The organism is Parazoarcus communis, assembly GCF_003111645.1.
GTDB lineage: Bacteria > Pseudomonadota > Gammaproteobacteria > Burkholderiales > Rhodocyclaceae > Parazoarcus > Parazoarcus communis_A.
Genome location: NZ_CP022187.1, coordinates 2621575 through 2642966 on the forward strand (window position 1 = coordinate 2621575; position 21392 = coordinate 2642966).

Annotated in this window: 19 protein-coding genes and 1 riboswitch; of the genes, 16 read left to right on the top strand and 3 right to left on the bottom strand. The window is 65.1% G+C overall.

From position 1 onward, the window contains the following. Window positions 1-46: 46 nt before the first annotated feature. From CEW83_RS12025 to CEW83_RS12060, 8 genes are all read left to right on the top strand, one after another. Window positions 47-1726, top strand: coding sequence for a nitrite/sulfite reductase (locus CEW83_RS12025; RefSeq protein ID WP_108951373.1), 1680 nt, complete (start codon window positions 47-49; stop codon window positions 1724-1726). Further along, a complete protein-coding gene (locus CEW83_RS12030) occupies window positions 1719-2258 on the top strand; it encodes a DUF934 domain-containing protein (protein ID WP_108949555.1) in 540 nt (179 codons plus the stop codon). Before CEW83_RS12025 ends, CEW83_RS12030 begins: the two co-directional genes overlap by 8 nt. Then, the gene (locus tag CEW83_RS12035; protein WP_108949556.1) at window positions 2255-3037 is read left to right on the top strand and encodes a phosphoadenylyl-sulfate reductase; all 783 of its coding nucleotides are present in this window, start codon (window positions 2255-2257) and stop codon (window positions 3035-3037) included. The genes CEW83_RS12030 and CEW83_RS12035 overlap by 4 nt, the downstream gene beginning before the upstream one ends. Before the next feature lie 117 nt (window positions 3038-3154). Beyond that, on the top strand, window positions 3155-4069 hold the full coding sequence (gene cysD, locus CEW83_RS12040) for a sulfate adenylyltransferase subunit CysD (RefSeq protein WP_108949557.1): 915 nt from the start codon (window positions 3155-3157) through the stop codon (window positions 4067-4069). A gap of 488 nt (window positions 4070-4557) precedes the next feature. Then, the gene (gene cysN / locus CEW83_RS12045) at window positions 4558-5838 is read left to right on the top strand and encodes a sulfate adenylyltransferase subunit CysN (RefSeq protein ID WP_108951374.1); all 1281 of its coding nucleotides are present in this window, start codon (window positions 4558-4560) and stop codon (window positions 5836-5838) included. A 264-nt stretch (window positions 5839-6102) separates the two neighbouring features. After that, window positions 6103-7035, top strand: coding sequence for an adenosylcobinamide-phosphate synthase CbiB (gene cbiB, locus CEW83_RS12050; protein WP_108949558.1), 933 nt, complete (start codon window positions 6103-6105; stop codon window positions 7033-7035). Then, window positions 7028-8026: a threonine-phosphate decarboxylase CobD gene (gene cobD, locus CEW83_RS12055; RefSeq protein WP_108949559.1), complete on the top strand. Its 999-nt coding sequence runs from the start codon at window positions 7028-7030 to the stop codon at window positions 8024-8026. Before cbiB ends, cobD begins: the two co-directional genes overlap by 8 nt. Continuing rightward, entirely contained in the window at window positions 8023-8925 is a 903-nt protein-coding gene (locus CEW83_RS12060; protein WP_108949560.1) for a cobalamin-binding protein, read from the top strand. The genes cobD and CEW83_RS12060 overlap by 4 nt, the downstream gene beginning before the upstream one ends. On the opposite strand, the gene CEW83_RS12065 is transcribed toward CEW83_RS12060, so the two are convergent. Both CEW83_RS12065 and CEW83_RS12070 read right to left on the bottom strand, forming a co-directional pair. Beyond that, complete coding sequence (locus CEW83_RS12065) at window positions 8918-10201, bottom strand: N-acyl amino acid synthase FeeM domain-containing protein (protein ID WP_234418791.1); 1284 nt, start codon at window positions 10199-10201, stop codon at window positions 8918-8920. The genes CEW83_RS12060 and CEW83_RS12065 overlap by 8 nt on opposite strands. Window positions 10202-10438: 237 nt before the next feature. Continuing rightward, window positions 10439-11584, bottom strand: a complete 1146-nt coding sequence (locus tag CEW83_RS12070) for a M48 family metallopeptidase (protein WP_108949562.1) — start codon at window positions 11582-11584, stop codon at window positions 10439-10441. Window positions 11585-11873: 289 nt separating this feature from the next. On the opposite strand from CEW83_RS12070, the gene CEW83_RS12075 reads away from it, so the two are divergent. Beyond that, window positions 11874-13433, top strand: a complete 1560-nt coding sequence (locus CEW83_RS12075) for a DEAD/DEAH box helicase (RefSeq protein WP_108949563.1) — start codon at window positions 11874-11876, stop codon at window positions 13431-13433. Window positions 13434-13506: 73 nt separating this feature from the next. Here CEW83_RS12075 and bluB read toward each other — a convergent pair whose 3' ends face one another. After that, complete coding sequence (gene bluB / locus CEW83_RS12080; protein WP_108949564.1) at window positions 13507-14172, bottom strand: 5,6-dimethylbenzimidazole synthase; 666 nt, start codon at window positions 14170-14172, stop codon at window positions 13507-13509. Between the two features lie 117 nt (window positions 14173-14289). Next, window positions 14290-14516: riboswitch (cobalamin riboswitch) on the top strand. Window positions 14517-14705: 189 nt separating this feature from the next. Between bluB and CEW83_RS12085 the strand changes: the two genes are divergently transcribed. From CEW83_RS12085 to cobI, 7 genes are read left to right on the top strand one after another with little or no spacing between them, the layout of a single operon-like run. Continuing rightward, window positions 14706-15332 (top strand): energy-coupling factor ABC transporter permease, encoded by a 627-nt coding sequence (locus CEW83_RS12085; RefSeq protein ID WP_108949565.1) that lies wholly within the window; start codon window positions 14706-14708, stop codon window positions 15330-15332. A gap of 4 nt (window positions 15333-15336) precedes the next feature. Then, a complete protein-coding gene (gene cobM / locus CEW83_RS12090; RefSeq protein WP_108949566.1) occupies window positions 15337-16158 on the top strand; it encodes a precorrin-4 C(11)-methyltransferase in 822 nt (273 codons plus the stop codon). Further along, on the top strand, window positions 16155-17054 hold the full coding sequence (locus CEW83_RS12095; protein ID WP_108949567.1) for a sirohydrochlorin chelatase: 900 nt from the start codon (window positions 16155-16157) through the stop codon (window positions 17052-17054). Before cobM ends, CEW83_RS12095 begins: the two co-directional genes overlap by 4 nt. A gap of 22 nt (window positions 17055-17076) precedes the next feature. Then, a complete protein-coding gene (locus CEW83_RS12100; RefSeq protein ID WP_108951375.1) occupies window positions 17077-17757 on the top strand; it encodes a precorrin-8X methylmutase in 681 nt (226 codons plus the stop codon). Between the two features lie 7 nt (window positions 17758-17764). Then, window positions 17765-18943 carry a cobalt-precorrin-5B (C(1))-methyltransferase gene (locus CEW83_RS12105; RefSeq protein ID WP_108949568.1) on the top strand — a complete coding sequence of 393 codons (1179 nt, stop codon included), beginning with the start codon at window positions 17765-17767 and terminating at the stop codon, window positions 18941-18943. Then, the gene (gene cbiE / locus CEW83_RS12110) at window positions 18936-20345 is read left to right on the top strand and encodes a precorrin-6y C5,15-methyltransferase (decarboxylating) subunit CbiE (RefSeq protein ID WP_108949569.1); all 1410 of its coding nucleotides are present in this window, start codon (window positions 18936-18938) and stop codon (window positions 20343-20345) included. Before CEW83_RS12105 ends, cbiE begins: the two co-directional genes overlap by 8 nt. Then, a complete protein-coding gene (cobI, locus tag CEW83_RS12115) occupies window positions 20338-21177 on the top strand; it encodes a precorrin-2 C(20)-methyltransferase (protein WP_420094077.1) in 840 nt (279 codons plus the stop codon). Before cbiE ends, cobI begins: the two co-directional genes overlap by 8 nt. The last annotated feature ends 215 nt before the right edge of the window (window positions 21178-21392 follow it).

The window sequence follows — 21392 nt, forward strand, 5'->3', positions numbered from 1 at the left end:
AGGCCGGCCCCGCAGAGGTGGCGCCGACCGCAACCAGAGAGACGTGATGTACCAATACGACGAATACGATCAGCGCATTGTGGATGAACGGGTTGCCCAGTTCCGTGATCAGACGCAACGCTATCTGGCAGGCGAACTCGGCGAGGACGAATACCGCCCGCTGCGCCTGCAGAACGGCCTCTACATCCAGCGCTACGCCCCGATGCTGCGTATCGCCGTGCCCTACGGCAATCTGCGCGCCGATCAGGTCCGCATGCTCGGCCATATCGCGCGCACCTACGACCGCGGCTACGGCCACTTCACCACGCGCCAGAACATGCAGTTCAACTGGCCGAAGCTGGAAGATGTGCCGGAGATCCTCGCCCAGCTGGCCACCGTGCAGATGCACGCCATCCAGACCTCGGGCAACTGTATCCGCAACGTCACCTCCGACCCCTTCGCGGGAGTCGCAGCCGACGAGGAGATCGATCCGCGTCCGTGGTGCGAGATCGTGCGCCAGTGGAGCACCTTCCACCCAGAGTTCGCCTTTCTTCCGCGCAAGTTCAAGATCGCCGTCAACGGTGCGAAGGAAGACCGCGCAGTCATCCAGGTGCACGACATCGGCCTCGACCTCAAGCGCAGTGCCGAAGGCACGATCGGCTTTCGCGTGCTGGTTGGGGGCGGCCTTGGCCGTACGCCGATCATCGGCGAAGAGATCTCGTCCTTCGTGCCGTGGCAGGACATCCTCAGCTACTGCGAGGCCATCCTGCGCGTCTATAACCTCAACGGTCGCCGCGACAATGCCTACAAGGCCCGCATCAAGATCCTGGTGAAGGCGCTCGGCATCGACGCCTTCCGCAGCCAGGTCGAGGCGGAGTTTGCTCACCTCAAGGGCGGCCCGTCGACGCTGACCGTGGAAGAAGTGCACCGCGTCGCCGACCACTTCGTCGATCCGTCCTACGAGACGCTGCCGGCATCCGACGCGGGCTACACCGCCCAGCTCGCGGCAAACAAGGCCTTCGCAGCCTGGGCGAGACGCAACGTGCGCGCTCACAAGCAGCCTGGTTACGCCAGCGTGGTGCTGTCGCTGAAGAAGCCCGGCATTGCACCGGGCGACATCACCGCCGATCAGCTCGACAGCGTGGCCGCGCTTGCCGATGCCTTCAGCTTCGGCGAAGTCCGTGTCACCCACGAGCAGAACATGGTACTGGCCGACGTCCGGCAGTCGGACCTGTTCGCCGTCTGGGAAGGCGCGCGCGAGGCCGGTCTCGCCACCCCGAACATCGGCCTGCTGACCGACATCATCGCCTGTCCCGGCGGCGATTTCTGTGCGCTGGCCAATGCCAAGTCGATCCCGATCGCCAACGCCATCCAGGCCCGCTTCGACGACCTCGACTACCTGCACGACATCGGTGAGATCGAGATCAACATCTCCGGCTGCATGAATGCCTGCGGTCACCACCACGTCGGTCACATCGGCGTGCTCGGCGTGGATAAGAACGGCCAGGAGTGGTACCAGGTAAGCATCGGTGGCGACCAAGGCAACGACACCTCGCTCGGCAAGGTCATCGGCCCGTCCTTCGCCGCAGACGAAATGCCGGACGTCGTCAGCTCGCTGGTTCAGACCTATACCGCCAACCGCCACGACGACGAGCGCTTCATCGATACCGTGCGCCGTGTCGGCGCAGAACCGTTCAAGACGCAGGTCTATGCAGACCGCGAAGAAAGGAAGCAAGCCCATGTCTGAGATCATCAAGAATGGCGTCGTCCATGAGGACGACTGGACCGTGCTCCGCCTCGCCGAAGGCGAGGAGGCAGCCACCGTCGAACTGCCCGCCGGCCGTGTGATCGTGCCGCTCGCAGTCTGGCTCGCACGCCGCGATGCGCTTGGCGCACAGGCTGAGGCCGGCGTGCTGGGCGTGTGGCTCGCCGGCACCGAAGACCCCGCAGCCCTTGCCGACGACCTGCTGCGGCTGCAGCTGATCGCGGTCGACTTCCCCAAGTTTGCAGACGGTCGCGGCTACTCCATCGCCACCCTGCTGCGCGCCCGCCACGGCTATGGCGGTGAGTTGCGTGCCATCGGAGAAGTGCTGCGCGACCAGTTCTTCTTCCTGACCCGCTGCGGTTTTGACGCGCTGCAGCCGGCAGCCGGTCGATACACGCCCGAGCAGCTCAAGATCGCACTGGAGAGCTTCAGGGATTTCACCGAGCCCTACCAGGGTGCAGTGGATCGTGCGGAGCCCCTGTTCCGCCGACTGGCGCGCAAGGTGGCCGCATGAACGCAAGCGTCTCCATGCTGCGCCCCGGCACCGGTGGCGCACCGCGCAACCCGGCCACCCACCCCGAACTCACCCCGGAACTGCGCGAAAGCGTCGTAGCCAAGACCGCTGCGGTCGTTGACCTGCTGCAGGCGGTGGTGGCCGAACTCGGCAGCGAAGGCGAAGTGACCTTCGCCAACAGTTTTGGCGCCGAAGACATGGTGCTCACCGACATCATCCTCAGCCGCAAGCTGCAGGTCGAAATCTTCTCGCTCGACACCGGACGCCTGCCCGCCGAGACCTACAAGCTGATGGGCGAGGTCGAGCAGCGCTATCGCACCCGCCTCAAGGTGTTCTTTCCCGATGCTACCGCGGTTGAACACTACGTTCGCACCGAGGGCATCAACGCCTTCTACGACTCCGTCGAGCTGCGCAAGGCCTGCTGCCAGGTGCGCAAGGTCGAGCCCCTGCGCAGGGCACTGGCGGGCAAGAAGGCATGGGTGACCGGTCAGCGCGCCGCCCAGTCGACGACCCGCAGCGGTCTGCCGCTGCGCGAGTTCGACGCCGGCAATGGCCTGGAGAAGCTCAATCCGCTCTCCGACTGGACCGAGGCCGAGGTCTGGGCCTATCTGCGCCTGAACGAAGTGCCTTATAACGCGCTGCACGACCAGTTCTTCCCGAGCATCGGCTGCGCCCCCTGCACCCGCGGCGTTGCCGTGGGCGAGGACGTCCGGGCCGGACGCTGGTGGTGGGAAGACCCCACCTCCAAGGAATGCGGCCTTCACGTGAAAAAGGACTGAACATGTTCACCGTCACCCTGAAGCAACGCTTCCTCGCAATCCGTGCAGGTCTGCGCGCCGCCCTGCGGGCCCTGCGCATGACGGATGGCGCTCAACTCTCGAAACGGTAAGGCAACAATGTCGACTCTCACCAAACAGACGCTCTCCCACCTCGACTGGCTTGAAGCCGAGGCAATCCACATCCTGCGCGAGGTGGCTGGCCAGTGCGCAAACCCGGTGCTGCTGTTTTCCGGCGGCAAGGATTCGATCTGCCTGCTGCGCCTCGCCGAGAAGGCTTTTCGCCCGGGTCGCTTCCCCTTTCCGCTGATGCACATCGACACCGGCCACAACTACAAGGAAGTGACCGACTTCCGCGACAAGCGCGCCGCCGAACTGGGCGAGCGCCTGATCGTGCGCTCGGTCGAGGATTCGATGGCGCGCGGCACCGTGGTGCTGAAGTCGGCCGATGAGTCACGCAACAAGCATCAGTCGGTCACGCTGCTCGAAGCCATCGAGGAATTCGGTTTCGATGCGTGTATCGGCGGCGCCCGCCGGGACGAGGAGAAGGCCCGGGCGAAGGAGCGGATCATGAGCTTCCGCGACGAGTTCGGTCAGTGGGACCCGAAGAACCAGCGCCCTGAGCTGTGGAACCTGTACAACGCGCGATCGCACAAGGGCGAGAACATCCGCGCCTTCCCGATCAGCAACTGGACCGAGCTCGACGTGTGGCAATACATCGCCCGCGAGCAGCTTGAGCTGCCGTCGATCTATTTCGCCCACACCCGCCCGGTGGTGCGCAAGAACGGGCTGATGCAGCCGGTGACCGACGTGACCCCGGCAAAGCCTGGCGACAAGATCGAGCAAGTGCTGGTGCGTTTCCGCACCGTGGGTGACATCACCTGCACGGCACCGGTTGAGTCCGACGCGGACACGGTGGAGAAGATTCTTGCCGAGACCGCAACGACGACGATCACCGAACGTGGCGCGACGCGAATGGACGATCAGACCTCCGAGGCGTCGATGGAGCAGCGCAAGAAGGAAGGGTATTTCTGATCTATTGCTTGTTGCTTGTTGCTTGTTGCTTGTTGCTTGTTGCTTGTTGCTTGTTGCTTGTTGCTTGTTGCTTGTTCTTTGTGAGTTGCGTGTTGTGCCGGGGTAGCGCACTGGGTGTTTGTGCCGAGGGCTGCGGAACTCGCTGCGCTCAGACAGTCCTCGCCCTCGGCACAAACACCCAGCACACCACCTGAACGTGTGTGCCTGAACCGGGTTAAAGACAGCGGGGAGCGAGGCGAGAGCAAAGCTTGGTTCGACGTACCGCAGCCTCCCTGCAAAGGACGCTTCTGACTGCGGAGCCATCCGGACAAGAGCCGGGGATGTGTGAGGCATTCGTGGCGAAGGTGAGGACTGTCCGAGCCCGCAGGGCGAGTTCCGCAGCCTTCAGAACGAATGCCTCATGCAGCCCCGGCGACTTAGCAGCACACACAATCCAGCACAAAACAAAGCACCAACCGAATTCTGGAAAGCTTGAAGGAAAAATGACCATGTCCGCACTTGAACAACTGCCCGAGATCGACAACGGCCTGCTGCGCTTTCTGACCTGCGGCAGCGTCGACGACGGCAAGAGCACCCTGATCGGCCGCCTGCTGTTCGACACCAAGACCATCCTCGCCGACACCATGAACGCGATCGAGAAGACCTCGGCCAAGCGCGGCATGACCGCGGTCGACCTCTCGCTGCTCACCGACGGCCTGCAGGCAGAGCGCGAACAAGGCATCACCATCGATGTCGCCTATCGCTACTTCACCACCGGCACACGGAAGTACATCATCGCCGACGCGCCCGGGCACGAGCAGTACACCCGCAACATGGTCACCGCCGCGTCGACCGCCAACCTTGCGATCATCCTCATCGATGCACGCAAGGGCGTACTCACGCAGACCCGTCGCCATTCATACCTCGCCAGCCTGGTCGGCATCCCCCACCTGCTGGTCGCGGTGAACAAGATGGACCTCGTCGACTACGACGAAGCCACCTTCGAGCGCATCAAGGCCGACTACCTCGCCTTCGCCGCCCAGCTCGGCATCAAGGACGTGCGCTTCATCCCGATCTCGGCACTCGCCGGCGACATGATCGTCGATCGCGGCGCGCGTCTCGGCTGGTACAAGGGCCCCACCCTGCTCGAGATTCTCGAAGCCGCCCCCGCCGCCCACACCGAGAAAGCCGAGGACTTCCGCCTCCCGGTGCAGTTCGTCTGCCGTCCGCACGACTCGGCCAACCCCGAACTGCACGACTATCGCGGCTTCATGGGCCGTGTCGAATCCGGCGAGATCCGCGTCGGCGACGCGGTGACGGTGCTGCCCTCGGGCGCCTCAAGCAAGGTCAAGGCCATCAGCATTGGCACCGAACAGCTTGAGCGCGCCATCCACGAACAGTCCATCACCCTGCTGCTCGAGGACGAAATCGACATCTCGCGCGGCGACATGATCGTGAAATCGGCCGAAGCGCCGGCAGCCGTCAAGCAGATCGACGCCACCGTGTGCTGGCTTTCGGAGACGCCGATGTCGCCGGCCCGCACCTATCTCGTTCGTCATACCACGCGCGAAGCCAAGGCCAAGATCGCCAAGATCGACTACCGCCTCGATGTGAACACGCTCGAACAGCAGCCTGTCACCAGCCTGGCCATGAACGACATCGCGCGCCTCACGCTCAAGCTCGCACAACCCATCGTTGCCGACCGTTACGCAGCCAACCGTGCAACCGGCGCCTTCATCATCATCGATGAAAGCACCAACAACACCGTCGGCGCCGGCATGATCGGCTGAACGCCGCTGCTTTCCGGACGGGCAGATGCGTGCCCGTCCGGAAGGTTTTTCACACTCACCTTTCCCGCCCGCCCCACGGGCGCTGAGGACACAGGGCCGGCACGGCCTGCGCGGTCAGACCACCTCAAGCCCCGCCTCGAAACCCTCCGCAGCCCCCCGAAGTCGCTGCGCTGACGACAAGCCTTTGCCATACTGCCACCGCTTGTCGTACCCTCCAGCCCCGCTTCCGCATACGCTGCGCCCGCAATCCGGCGCGCTCCCGCCATGTCCGTATTCACGCTGATCGTATTCAAACTCGCCGCCGGCCTGCTTCTGGACCGGCTGTTTGGAGAAGTGCCCCGCTACCATCCGCTGGTCGGCTTCGGGCGCTGGTCGAATGCTGTCGAAGCCAGGGTCAGAGCCTGGTCTGCGTCCCGCCTGGCGGGCATGCTGGCGTGGCTGCTTGCTGTCGGCCCTTGGGTCGGACTGGCACTGCTCGTGCGTGACGTGCATCCGCTGGCGCACTGGCCGATCGACATCGGCTTGCTGTACTTCGCGCTCGGCGGGCGCAGCCTCACCGAACACGCCGAGGCCATCGCCCTGCCACTTGAGGCAGGCAATCTGGATGAAGCACGCCAGCGTACAAGCTGGATCGTGAGTCGCGACACCAGCGTACTCGATGCCGAGGGCGTGGCCCGTGCGGGCACCGAATCCGTGCTGGAAAACGGCAACGACGCCGTCTTCGGCGCCCTGTTCTGGTTTCTGCTCGCCGGCGGACCCGGCGTGCTGCTGTTTCGCCTCGCCAACACGCTGGACGCGATGTGGGGCTACCGCACGCAGCAATACCTTCGTTTCGGCTGGGCTGCCGCCCGCATCGACGACCTCCTCAACGCACTTCCCGCCCGCCTCACCGCGCTCACCTACGCCGCGCTTGGCCGTACCCGCCAGGCGCTTGAGTGCTGGCGCAGACAGGCACCTTCCTGGGATAGCCCCAACGCAGGACCGGTGATGGCCGCCGGCGCGGGAGCGCTCGATCTCAAGCTCGGTGGTGCAGCGATTTACCACGGACAGGAGGAGCTTCGCCCTCAACTCGGCGAAGGCAGTGCGCCCGATGCGCGCGCCATCCGCGCGGCCGTCAGCCTGGTCCGTCGCGGCATTCTGCTGTGGCTCGCCGTCGCCGGCCTGATCGCACTCGCGCTGGAACGCCTCCATGCTTGAGCACGGCGGACGGCTGCGCCGCGCAGCCAGCGACTACGGGATCCCGCTGCAGGACTGGCTCGACCTCTCGACCGGCATCAACCCCACGCCCTGGCCTGTGCCCGAGATTCCGCTGTCCGCCTGGCACAGGCTGCCGGAAGACAATGACGGCCTGGAAGCGGCTGCGGCAAACTATTACGGCACGGACCAACTCCTTGCCGTCGCCGGCTCGCAAGCCGCAATCCAGTCGCTCCCGACGCTGATCCCAGGGGCTCGCATCACGATCCCCGGTCCGACCTATGCGGAACACCCGCACGCGTGGCGGGGCACCACACTGCAACGGATCGACGCGAGCGTCGGTCGCATCGACGCCGCCATCGATGCGACCGACGTGCTCGTGCTGGTGAATCCGAACAACCCCTCGGGCGAACACTACGACCGTGCGCAACTGCTGGAGTGGCACCGCCGCCTTGCGTCTCGTGGCGGCTGGCTGGTAATCGACGAAGCCTTCATCGATACGGCGCCGTCCAACAGTCTCGCCGCCGAGGCAGGGCGCCCGGGCCTCGTGGTGCTGCGCTCGATCGGAAAGTTCTTTGGACTGGCCGGCGCCAGAACCGGTTTTGTACTCGGCCCGCGGGCACTGCGCGCAGCACTCGCAGAGCACCTGGGACCATGGGCCGTGAGCGGCCCTGCCCGAATCGTCACGCAGGCTGCGCTACGCGACCACGCATGGCAGGAAAGCGCCCGCACCCGATTGCTCGCGCAGGGACAACGGCTTGGCGCGCTGCTGCATGCTGCCGGTTTCGGCAATGCCCGCGGCCCAGCCCTGTTTCAGTGGTTCGAACACCCCGATGCAGACACACTCCGCCACCGACTCGCCACGCATGGCATTCTTGTGCGGCACTTCGATTCGCCGGCGAGCCTGCGCTTCGGACTCCCTGCGCTCGAAGCCGACTGGCAGCGACTCGCCGACGCCCTGGATACGCCGGGCATCAAGGATCTCTCAAGATGAAAACCGCCCTACGCCTCATCGCAGTTGCCTGTGCCACATCGAGTCTTGCTGCCGTCGCTGCCGATCTCCGCATCACCGATGACACGGGTGCAGCGCTGCACCTGAAGCAGCCGGCCCAGCGCATCGTCAGTCTCGCACCACATCTCACCGAACTGCTTTTTGCCGCAGGCGCCGGAAGCAAGGTCGTCGGCGTGGTGTCGTACAGCGATTTCCCGGAGGCCGCCAAGGCACTCCCCCAAGTCGGCAGCTACACCAACGTCGACATGGAAGCACTTGCAGCGCTCAAACCCGACCTGGTGGTGGCATGGAAGAGCGGCAACCGCAATGCCCACCTCGATCGCCTGTCCGCGCTTGGCATCCCGGTCTTCATCAACGAACCGCGCAACCTTGACGATGTGGCGCGCGCACTGGAGACCTTCGGCGAACTCGCAGGGACATCCGCCGAAGCGCGCACTGCTGCAGCGCGCTTCCGTGCGCGTCTGACATCACTGCGCAGCCGCTACTCGACGCTGCCGCCGGTGCGCACCTTCTATCAGGTCTGGGACCGCCCGTTGATGACGATCAATGGCGAGCATCTGATTGGCGACGTCATCCGCCTGTGTGGTGGAGAGAACGTCTTTGCCGATCTTCCCCAGCTGGCACCGACGGTGAACGCGGAGTCGGTGCTGGCGGCCAATCCGGAAGCGATCGTCGCCAGCGGAATGGGAGACGCCCGTCCCGAATGGCTTGATCAGTGGCGCCGCTGGCCGAGCATTTCCGCAGTCGCGGGCGACAATCTGTTCTTCATCCCACCGACGATCATCCAGCGCCATACGCCACGCATCCTGGACGGCGCCAGTCGTCTGTGCGAGCAGCTCAACGAGGCGCGCCAGCGCCGCCCCCAGAACACGCTCAAATAAAGCGCGTCGCCTCTTCGAGTTCGTCATGCGTTCGCGCGCGGCTCAATGCGCTGACAAACTTGCGCCAGGCCAGGTCTGCATGGTCGATGCGGATCAACGCAATGCATTCGTCATGCGAGCCGAGACGAAGAACGGTGACTTTCATCCTGCTGCGGTCCGACGCACCCAGCTCGATCGAGACTTCGCCACTGACGCCGACGGGCAGCTTGCGCTCCGATCGCACCCGAAAACCGGATCCCGAGCACTCGAACACCTTCAACGGATAACGGCGACGCAGACCGGGCAGGCCTGCACTGAACTCACCCGGACACATGACCGGAAACCGCCTGTGCGTGCGCCTGCGCATCTCCGAGCGCGGGGTGTCGTCGGGCACCAGCGGCAGACAGCGCTTGTACTCGGGCAAGTCGTAGATCGAGTGCAGCAGGAGCAATTCGCCCATGCGCAATCCGGCAAACACGCGCGTACGGACGTTGAAGAAATATTCGATCAACTCCGGCGTCATCACCGGGTCAGTCGTCGTATAGAAACGCTTCTCGGGAAAGTGAATATTGGGGACGGTCGTTTCGGTGAAATACCGGAACAGATTCTTGGACGCCGGCATGCGCCCATAGCGACGTTGATACTCCGCTGGGGCCGCAGCGAGATCCAGGTACGCACCCACCGCCGGCGCGCCATTGACGAAATCGTAATGCGCCACGGTGTGCTGAGCCAGACGGCGAAAGCACAGCACCGACTCGTAGAAGCCGACATGCCGCGGGTTCACTGCAATGACGAGGTGGCGGGTATCGAACTGGCGCGTCGCATACTCGTACATGAATTTCATCAGCGGCAGCAGGATCTTGCCGCTTGCTGATCGAAAACGGCGGTCGATGGCGAGCGCCGACACCTCGGCAACATTCCCGCCCGCCTGCCTGACCCCACCCAGATCGAAGATGCGCTGCATCGGAAAACCCAATGCGCTCTCCCGAATCAGCGACAGCGTGCCCACTACGCGGTCGCCATAGCGACACAGGAGCGTAGAGGTCGTGGGCAATGCGTGATACACCGTGACCCGCATGGCCGAGGGGTCCGGCGTCATGAAGCCGGCGTCGACATAGGCGTCGTGCAGCAGATGGAAACAGGCTTCGAGCTCCTCGCGCGTCTCGGCAAGCTTGAACACCATCTTGTCGGAGAGTTCGGCGTCGCAGCGAATGAGCTTGCTGTATGCCGAAAAACGCCACTTCGCCGGCAGCAGGGGGGCGCACCGCCGTAACAGTCGTTTCCCCAGTTCAATCATGTGTTTTTTCATCGACGCTGCACGCCTGTGGCGAAGGACTTGGCTTCGGCCTACTGTTATCTCCGGCTGAAAGCATAACGCGCCGGCGCGCGCCCAAAGACGACCCCGGTCAAAAAAACCGTTGTTGGCAGAGCAGCGTGGATTTTGAGAGCGACGAGGGCGCGCAGCTGCGGCGCAGGTCGTCCCGGCTTAGCTGGCGGGTGGCAGCCTCAGCAGCCTGGACAAGCGCGCGAACGCCTAGTCACGGCTGCTGCGCCGGGCGCGCGCGTACTGGCTGCGCCAGCCCGAACGGACGTCCTGCCACCATGCGTGATCGAACACCCACGCCAGCGATGGCAGAAGGGGCGCAAAGTAGTGCCTCGCGGCCGACGGACGGTCGACCTGGGCCGCGCGCAGCGGAACCCTCAACGCGCTCAGACGCTGATGCAGCGACGGATGAAATGGCAGGGAGACGTCTTCCTCGTCCTCAAGCAGCACCGCGGTGACTGCGCGCACCGATGCCGGCCGCAGGAACCCGGTCTCCACGCCCAGCCCCATCTCGCGGTAGGGGCGGATGCTCGGTCGGGCACGGCTCTCGCTTTGTGCCATGACCTTGGGCCAGTAATCCTGACGCAGGAAGCGCTCCTTGAGCGTTACTTCGACCAGGGTCTCTCCGAGAAGCCCCGCCCCGACCAGCTTTGCCGCAATGGCGTCAGCCTCGAACTCTTCGATGCGCGAGAGCCGCAGCATGTCACGGTAGAAGCGGCGCAAGACGCGATCGGCCAGGGTTTCTACGATGGGCATGCTCTCGCACATTGCGTCGAGCACACGAAACCACCATGCCCGCACGTGTGCGCCGAGCTTTCCGAGCCCATTGCGCTGCAGGGCAAGATGGGCGAACTCATGCGCCATGACCGCCGCAAGCTGCGAGCGCGAAACGCTATGCACCAGCGGCAGCCCCAGCAGGAGGTGAGACTCGATGCGGCCCACGCAGCCCCAGCGCGCACGCTGCAGCACTGTCGCGTTCGGGTCGCGGGTGATCCACACGCGATCAATTGGGTCGGCACCAAGATGGCTGCCGATATCGTCCATCAGGCAGTAAAACTCGGGGGCCGCATCGGGCGGCAGGAGAATGCCCTCGGGCTCGGGAGCAGGCACGTAGAAGATTGTCGTCAGGCGGGCGCACAGATACGCGGCACACACCGCCGCCAGACTCGACGCCACCGTGGCCAGTGGCTCACCCTCGTTAAGGGTCTGCCAGCTGTGCATCAACGCAAGCACCACGGCGCAGAAGGCAAGCACCATCAGGGCCCCCACTGCCGACAGCCCCGCAAACGCGATCAGCCCGAGCCGACGCGCAAGGCGTGGTCGCAAATCGAACAGGCGGGAACGAGGCACGTACATGGGAGCACACTCCGGCGACAGCCGTTAGGCGGGCCTGAATATACACGTTGTCGGCAGGGGGAGATATTCAACGAAAGGCTTAGGAAGCCTCATGCAAAGGGAGGAAACCCTCTGATTTCAGTGAATTCTCGCTTTCCGCGCCTGAACAATCTATAGTAAGAGGCTGTTGCGTGCCCGACCAATCGGCCGCAGCACTTTCCAACGACCTTTTCCGGTCACGAATCCCGCCCGCCTCGATTGGTGTCGTACGCCCTGCGCACGACAGGCCGTCGCTGGAGCATTTTCTCGCATGAACACAGAATCAAATTTCGCCAGTCTCGGACTGGCAGAACCCTTGCTGCGCGCCATTTCGGAAGCCGGCTACACCACGCCGACGCCGATCCAGGCCCAGGCCATTCCGCAGGTGCTCGCCGGTGGCGACCTGCTCGCCGCAGCGCAGACCGGCACTGGCAAGACTGCCGGCTTCACCCTTCCGGTGCTGCACCTGCTGTCGCAGACGCATGTGCATCCGCACCCCAACGGCCGACCGCGCTGCCTCATTCTCACCCCCACCCGCGAACTGGCAGCCCAGGTCGAGGAATCGGTCAAGACTTACGGCAAGCACCTGCCGCTGACCTCGATGGTGATGTTCGGCGGCGTCAACATCAATCCGCAGATCTCGGCGCTGAAGAAGCGGGTCGACATCCTGGTGGCCACGCCCGGCCGCCTGCTCGATCACGTCAATCAGCGCACGCTGGATCTGTCCGGCGTCGAGATCCTGATCCTGGATGAAGCCGACCGCATGCTTGACATGGGCTTCATCCGCGACATCCGCAAGGTGCTCGCACTGCTGCCGAAGAAGCGCCAGAACCTGCTGTTCTCGGCCACCTTCTCCGACGAGATTCGTGAGCTGGCCAACGGCCTGCTGCACAACCCCGGCTGCGTCGAAGTTGCTGCGCGCAACACCACCGCCGAGCGCGTCGAGCAGGCTGCCTACATGATCGGGCAGAAGCAGAAGCGCGAACTGCTGGCGTGGCTGATCAAGGAACGCCAGTGGTTCCAGGCGCTCGTGTTCACCCGCACCAAGCACGGCGCCAACAAGCTGGCCGAATACCTGACCAAGCACGGCATCGAGTCATCGGCGATTCACGGCAACAAGAGCCAGGCTGCACGTACCCGTGCGCTGGCACAATTCAAGGACGGATCGCTGCCGGTCCTGGTTGCCACCGATATCGCCGCTCGCGGTCTCGACATCGATCAATTGCCGCAGGTGGTGAACTTCGAACTGCCGAACGTGCCTGAAGACTACGTGCACCGCATCGGCCGCACCGGCCGTGCCGGCGCTGCCGGCCACGCGATTTCGCTGGTCGACCGGGAAGAGCTCAAGCTGCTGACCGCAATCGAACGCCTGATGCACCGCAAGGTCGACCGCGCCACGGCCGAAGGCTTCGTGCCCAGCGCCACGGCAGAGCAGTCGCATGACGAAGATCAGCGCCGCGAGCCGATACAGCGCCGCGGTGGCGGTGGCGGTCGTAACAACAACGAACAGCGCCGAAGCAGCGCGCCCGCCGGACGCAGCGATCGTCCCGGCGGCCGTGGTCCCGCAAACGGTGGCCAGCCCGGCAACCGTGGTCCGCAGCGCGCCCGCCCCGAGGCGGACGGCAATCGTGCCCGTCCCGCGCCGCGCCAGGCCGGTGAAGTGGACGGCAATCGCGCCGCCCCCAGTCGCGCCGAACCCAACGGCAACCATGCGGGCAACCGTGGCCGCAGCGAAGTGAATGGCAATCGCGCGCCGCAGGCGTCCGACCGCCGCAATACCGCACCGCGCGCAGCGCTGTTCTCCGCCAGAACGGGGAACGGCAATCGCTGATCACTGATCCGCGCTGCACGACACGTGAAGAAGGCCACCGCAAGGTGGCCTTCTTTTTTTGGAACGAAAGTACTCAATCAGCCGAAGATGGCCACACGTTCTCGGACAATACGTCCTCGATCGGCATGCGCTCGGCCCATTTCTCGATCTCCAGCATCGGCTTCGGGTAGAAGGCCTCGACGTGGCCGATACACAGCACCGCAACCGGGCAGGCGCCTTCGGGCATGGACAGCAGCGTCGCAAGCTTGTCCGGATCGAAGATCGACACCCAGCCCATGCCAAGTCCTTCGGCGCGCGCCGCCAGCCACATGTTCTGAATCGCACAGGCCACCGAGGCCAGATCCATTTCGGGCAAGGTCCGGCGCCCGAACACATGCTTCTCGCGCCCTTCGGCAAGTGCGACCACCAGCACCTCGCCGGCGTCGAGCACGCCTTCGACCTTGAGCTTCATGAAGTCTTCCGCACGCTCGCCAAGCGCCTCGGCAGTGGCAATCCGCTCTTCCTCCACCAGCGCGTGCATGCGCTCGCGCAAGGCGGGGTCGGTGATGCGGATGAAGCGCCAGGGCTGCATGTAACCGACACTCGGTGCATGGTGGGCAGCCCACAGCAGTCGCCGCAGGACTTCGGGATCGACGGCATCCGGCAGGAAGTGGCGCATGTCACGACGTTCGGCGATCACGCGATAAACGGCAGCGATCTCCGCGCTGGAGAAGGCGAGCGAAGCAGTGTTTGAAGGCATGAAATCAGGACTCCGGCAAGCAGGGCTGCAGTGTAGCGCACCGGTGGCCACACACCTTCGTTCCACCCGCTTGCCGTAAGGACAGCTTGCAAACACCCATGAACCTCGACTAAGCTCCGCCCCACATTCGATCCGGGTGCCTTGTCATAAAGTCTTATGACGGGTGAAACGGGAAGTCCGGTGACGCTGATCGCACATGCGCTCAGCCACTCCGGCGCAGCCCCCGCTGCTGTAAGCCTGACGAATCCGCTGCAACACAGATGACCACTGGGTTTCTCCCCGGGAAGGTCGGCGGATGAGGAAGATGGTGAGCCAGAAGACCGGCCCGATCGAGATGAAAGAGATGTGAATCCCGGGGTGAGGGTTCGATCCGACTGCTTGGTCGCGGCCGTATTTTCTTCGTACGCCTCCATGCCAGCCGCATTCGATATTCGTTTTGCGTAGACGTTCGCACGTTCATGGACTGCCCATGCGCGCTTTCGCCTGCCTCCCCGGCTTCAGGTCGCCAGCCAAGCACACGAGGGGAGTTCTTCATGCATATCGAACCGGGTTACGTTTCCACCGCCAAAATCGCTGCCGCCAACATCGCAGCCACCGGACTGCTTGCCAGTCATGCCCTGCCGCTGCTGCGGCAACCGCAACTGATCCTGCGCTCGCTGCTCGCCGCGCTGTTCTTTTCGGTGTTCATGCAGAGCTTCCACCTTGCCGTCGGTCCGTCCGAACTGCATTTCATCGGCGCGATGCCGATGTACCTGATCCTCGGATTCGTGCCCACGCTGCTTGGTTTCGGCATCGGTCTGGCCTTGCAGGGGCTGTTCTTCGAACCCGCCGATCTTGTCCATCTCGGCATCAACACCCTGTCGCTTGCGGTGCCACTGATGCTGGTGCACCACACCGTCGGCAAGCGCTTCGACAGCCTCAGGCTGCGCAACATCATGAAACTCGACGCGGTGTTCTACACCGGCGTAACCGCCATGGTCGGCTTCTGGCTCGCCATTGGCGAAGTGGCCACGCCGCTTGCCGACTGGGCTGCCTTCGCGATTGCCTATGCTCCGCTGGTCGTTCTCGAACCGCTGATCACCTTCAGCCTGATCCGCCTGCTGCAGCCCTATGCCGCCAGCACGGCGATGAAGCTGTGCACCACCCTGCGGGCAGGCTGAGCACATGGGCATCATCTGGTTCGTCGGCGCCGGCCCCGGCGACCCCGACCTGATCACGGTCAAGGGTCGCGGGCTGCTCGAACAGGCGGGCGCGATCCTCTTTGCCGGGTCGCTGGTCGACCAGGCTGCCACGCGCTTTGCCCCACCGGGTTGCGAGATTCGCGACTCCAAGGACATGACGCTGGAGGAGATGAGCGCATGGCTGCTCGACGCCTGCGCCCGACATGCAACGGTGGTGCGCCTGCAGACCGGCGACCCCGGGCTGTATGGGGCGCTGGTGGAGATGACCCGCCCGCTCGACGCCGCCGGCGTGCAGTGGAAGGTCGTGCCGGGCGTGTCTTCGGCGATGGCCGCCGCAGCTGCGGCAGGCGAAACCCTGACCCTGCCTGAAGTCACCCAGACCGTGATTCTCACCCGCGTTGCCGGGCGCACGCCGATGCCTGCAGGCGAAGAGCTCGAGGCGCTGGCAGCGCATCGCAGCACCTTGTGCATCTTTCTGTCGATCACGCTGCTGCATGAAGTCCAGCGTGCGTTGCGCAGCGCCGGATGGTCCGAGGACGCACCCATCGTCGTGGTGCAGAAGGCCAGCTGGCCCGGGGCGGAAAAGATCGTGCGCGGCACGCTCGCCGACATCAAGCGTCGCTGCCAGGACGAGAAGATCGCCTCGCAGGCCATGATCATCGCCAGCCCCGCGCTGGGCGCGCGCGACTGGGCCGATATCGCCCGCTCCAAACTCTACGACCCCGGTTTTTCACACCGTTTCCGCAAAGCCACCCTGATGCAGGACGACGGCACGGAAAGCGCAACCACCGAGATTCCGTCATGAACGATCACACCATCCTCCTCGTCGGCCATGGTTCGCGCAATCGCGAAGGCAACCGCGAGATCCTGCAGTTCGCCACCCAGTGGCAGGCGCGTCACCCGGGCTGGCGCATCGAAGCCTGCTTCATCGAACATGCGGAAGTCCTGCTCGACGAGGGCCTGGACCGCGCCGCCCGGAACGCACGCCGGGTCACCGTCGTACCCTTCATTCTCAACGCAGCGGGCCATGTGAAGATGGAACTGCCGGCGGCAGTGTCGCGTGCGCGCGCCCGCCATCCTGAGGTGGACTTCGTGTGCACCCGCCACCTGGGCATGGGCCGCGAGATGCTTGCCGTGCTCAAGGGCCAGCTCGACCGCCTGCTGCACCAGCTCGCCACCCCGGACCCGCGCACCACCGGCGTCATCCTGCTCGGCCGCGGCTCGTCCGATGCCGGTGCCAATGGCGAGCTCGCCCGCATGACGCGCTGGGTGTTCGAAGACTACGACCACGATCTGGTCGACCTTGCCTTCACCAGCATCACCTGGCCGCGGCTCGAAACCGTGGTTCAGCGCCAGATCCGCCTTGGCATGATGCAGATCTGCATCGTGCCGGTGTATCTCTTCAGCGGCGTGCTGATGGACCGCATCAAGACCCAGACCGAACGCCTGCAAGCCCAGTTTCCGCACCTTGCCTTTGCCCTCGGCACCCATTTCGGTTTCGACAAGGGCATCTTCGATCTGCTCGACAGCCGCATCGGCGAGTCGGGCGCCGCAGAAGGCGGCCTGCTCGAATGCGACGGCTGCAAGTATCGCGTCGCCGCCGAAGCCGAACATCTGCACGACCACAGCCACACCCACGTGCATGCCGCGCATTCGCTGGGTCACGGGCATGAACACCACCACGACCATGCACCCGCCTGAGCTCAGCGCCCGGAACCCGACCATGACCGCAAACACCGTTACCGAGCAGCTCACCGCCGCGGGTCGTGCCATCGAGCATGACTCCTTTGCCGTCATCGACGCCGAGGTCGTCCGGCACGACTATCGCCCCGAGCAATGGCCCATCGTGCGCCGCATGATTCACGCCAATGCCGACTTCGACTTCAACGGCCTCACCGACTTTCATCCCGCGGCGGTCGAAGCAGGGCTTGCAGCCATCCTGCGGGGCGGAGCGGCGATCGTGGCCGATGTCGAGATGATCTGTGTCGGCCTGTCGGCGTCACGACTGGCGCACTTCGGCATGCACGCCCACCAGTTCATCTCCGACGCCGACGTCATCGAGCTCGCCAATGCGGAGAACACCACGCGTGCCGTGCAGGCGATGCGCAAGGCGCACCGGCAAGGCCTGCTCGACGGTGCGCTGGTCGGCATCGGCAATGCACCCACCGCGCTGATCGAGATCGTGCGCCTGATCCGCGAGGAAGGCGCACGCCCCGCGCTGGTCGTCGGCATGCCGGTGGGCTTCGTCTCCGCCGCCGAATCGAAGGACCTGATGGCCGGGCTCACCGAGGTGCCGTGGATCGTGATCCGTGGGCGCAAGGGGGGCTCGACGCTGGTGGTCGCGGCACTGCATGCACTGCTCGGACTGGCCGAAGCACGCCAGCTGCAGCCCGCGCAAGCCTGAACACGCCATGGCAGCCGGTCACACGCTCCCCGAGAAGGTTCGCAAGGGTGATCCCAAGCGCGACCGCGGCAACCGCACCGGTTTCTCGACCGGCGCCAATGCCGCGGCAGCGGCCACTGCGGCCACGCTCGGACTGGTGCAGGGCGTGGTGCCCGAGGCGGTCGAATGCGTGCTGCCGAACACCCTGCGCGTGCGCTTCAACATCTGCGACGGCCGCGTGACGCATCACCCGGAAGGCGACTGCGCACATGCAGTCTCGATCAAGGACGCAGGCGACGACCCCGACGCCACGCATGGCGCCCACCTCACCGCCGACGTGCGACGCATCATTGGCGGAGGCGGTGCCATCGTCCTCAAGGGCGGGCGCGGTGTCGGCGTCGTCACCAAGCCCGGCCTCGGGCTCGATGTCGGCGGCCCCGCGATCAACCCTGCGCCACGACGCAGCATCACCGAAAACGTCGCCACCGCGGGCGCAGCCATTCTTTCCGCGGGCGACAGTCTGGAAGTCACCATCTCGGTACCGGGTGGCGAAGAGATGGCCAAGAAAACGCTGAATGCCCGGCTCGGCATTCTTGGCGGCATCAGCATTCTCGGCACCACCGGCATCGTCCGCCCCTATTCGACCGCGGCCTTTCGTGCGAGCGTGATCCAGGCCGTGGATGTAGCGGCGAACCAGGGCCAGACCTCGGTGGTGTTCACGACGGGCGGCCGGACCGAAAAATGCGCGATGCGCGAGTTTCCGCAACTCGACGAAGCCTGTTTCGTGCAGATGGGCGACTTCGTCAAGGCCGCGTTCGCCACCGCGCTCAAGCACGACATGCAGCACATCATCATCGGCGCGATGGTGGGCAAGCTGACCAAGATCGCCCAGGGCCTGTCGGTGACGCACGCCTGGCGCGAGGAGGTCGACCGCGACCTGATCGCCGGCGCCGCCGCCGAAGTCGGCGCACCAGCCGATCTGATCGAGGAGATCCGCGCCGCCGAAACCGCCCGCTTCGCTGCCGAACGACTGGCCGAACTTGGCCTTGCCGTGACCTTTCACCGCGCGCTCGCTGCCCGCGCCATCCGCAGCCTGCGCGAGCGCTACCCCGGCCCCCACCGCCTCACCGTGCTGGCCTGCAATTTCGAAGGCGTGCCGATCGTGACCCTGAACGAAGAAGAACTGATGGAACCCGCTCATGCCTGAAAACCAACGCCCGCTGTGCTGCGTGATCGGCGTCATCGATGACGGCTGGGCCAGCCTGTCCGCAGCCGCCCAGGCACGACTGCGCACCGCCAGCGTTCTGATCGGCGCTCGGCGCACGCTTGATCTCGTCGCGCCCTTCCTGCCCGAAGACACCGAGTGTCTCGACATGGACGGTGCGCTGTCGCAAACGCCAGGATGGATCGCCAGCGCGCTCGATGCGGGCAGACCGGTTGCGATACTCGCCACGGGCGATCCGCTGTGTCACGGCATTGCCCGCTTTCTGATCGGCAAGCTCGGCGCCGGCGCTGTCGAGGTCATGCCCGCGCCATCGACCATTCAGCTCGCCTTCGCCCGCCTCAAGAAGCCGTGGCAGGACGCGCGCATCAGCTCCTGCCACGGCCCCGATGCAGGCGAGTGGCCCGGTGACGACGCGACTCCCGGCCCGACACCGGCACACGGCCTGTACAAACTGGTGCGCGCAGTCGCCAGCCATCCGCTGGTCGCCACCTTCACCAGCCCGCACAACGGCCCGGACCGCATCGCCCGCGCACTGCTCGCCGCCGGCTATGGCGATGATGCGCACGAAAGCGTCAGACTGTCCGTCGTCGCCTGCCTGTGTCACGCGGACGAAGCCGTCTTTGCCAACCTGCGCCTGACCGACGCAGCGCGCCGCCGCTTTCCCGACCCCAACGTCGTCATCATCGAACGCATCGCACGGGCAGGCGACGGGTACGCACCGACGCGCTACCCGCCCGACCTCGTCTCGAGCATTCCACATAGCGCACCGGTATTCGGCTTCGACGATCTCGATTACGTACAACGCACGCCCGAGAAGGGGCTGATCACAAAGCTCGAAGCACGTGCGGTGTCGCTCGCCCGCCTCGGCCTGCGCGCCGACAGCATCGTATGGGATATCGGCGCTGGCTCGGGCTCGGTCGGCCTTGAAGCCAGCCGCATCGCTCACCTGGGCCACGTGTGGGCGATCGAGAAGAACAGCGGCGACGCGACCAACGCGCGCATCAATGCACGGCGCATGCGCGCAAGCAATTACAGCCTGTTCGAGGGCAAGGCGCCTGCCGGACTCGATACATGGCCCGCACCCGACGCGGTTTTCATCGGCGGCTCCGGCGGCGAACTGGGGGAACTCATCGCACTGGTCCTTGGCAGGCTCAAGCCCCGCGGGCACCTGGTGATGAACTTCGTCACCCTGGAAAACCTCGCCCTCGCCACCCGGACACTTCAGCAGCTTGGCGCCACCTGGGACGTCACCATGCTCTCGGCCGCACGCAGTCAGCCGATTCTCGACATGCACCGCCTCGCCGCCCAGAACCCGGTCTGGATCGTCAGCGCGCAGGCTGCAGGCCGTCCATCAGACCCCGCAGGAGGCAACACCCATGAATGACATGACTCCCCCCCACCTTCAGGCATCGCAACCTGCCTTACGCTTCGGCCGCCTGATCGGTGTCTCGCTCGGCCCCGGCGATCCCGATCTCATCACCCGCCGTGGCTGGGCGGCGCTGCAATCCGGCGCGCGCTGGGCCTACCCGGTCAAACGCGCGGAGGAAAGCTCTTACGCGCTCGGCATCGCCCGCCGGGGTGGTCTCGAGATCCCGGCCGATGTCGCCGAACTGGTCTTTCCAATGACGCGCGACGCGACCGCACTGGCCAAGGCGTGGACGCGCGCCGCCAGCCGCACGGTCGAGTGGCTGGCGAGCGGGCGTGATGTCGCTTTTCTGGTCGAGGGCGATGCCTCCACTTACTCCACCTTCCGCCACCTAGCGCGCGCAGTGCGCGAACTGGCGCCCGCTGTCACCGTGGAGACCATCCCCGGCGTCAGTTCATTTGCCGCGGCCGCCGCCCGTGCGGATGTGGCGCTGGCCGAGGAGGACGAGACCTTGGCCATCATCCCCGCCGCCTACGGCGTGCCAGTGATCGATCATCTGCTCGACGAGTTCGACACCCTGGTGCTGATGAAGGTGAAGCCGCTGCTGGACGAAGTGCTGGACCTGCTCGAACGACGCGGGCTGATCGCCACCAGCTGCTTCATCGAGAAGGTTGGCTCACCCGAGGAGCGGGTGGTGCGCGACGTCGCCAGTCTGCGCGGCGAGAAGGTGAATTACCTGTCGCTGTTGCTCGTGCAGAACCCGAAGCGCGTGCGCGGAGAACTGCGCCGCGGCTGTCGCAAGAGATCAGAGGCCTCGTATATCCCTGCAGCAGCAGAGGCCGCCACGTGAAGCGCGCCGCTGTGGTTGGCGGTCGGGCTGTCGAGAGCGCCGGATCGTCGGGCGTCTGCGGGGAAACAAGACGGTGCATGTCTGAGTGAGCGTAGCGAGCGAGTTTGCACCGTCGCCCCGCAGACGTTCGACGAGCCGGGAAGCCGAAGGCCGCGAACGTCTGCCCGACCGACAACCGCAGCGGTACGAGCGCTTCGCGTGGCGGCCTCTGCGGG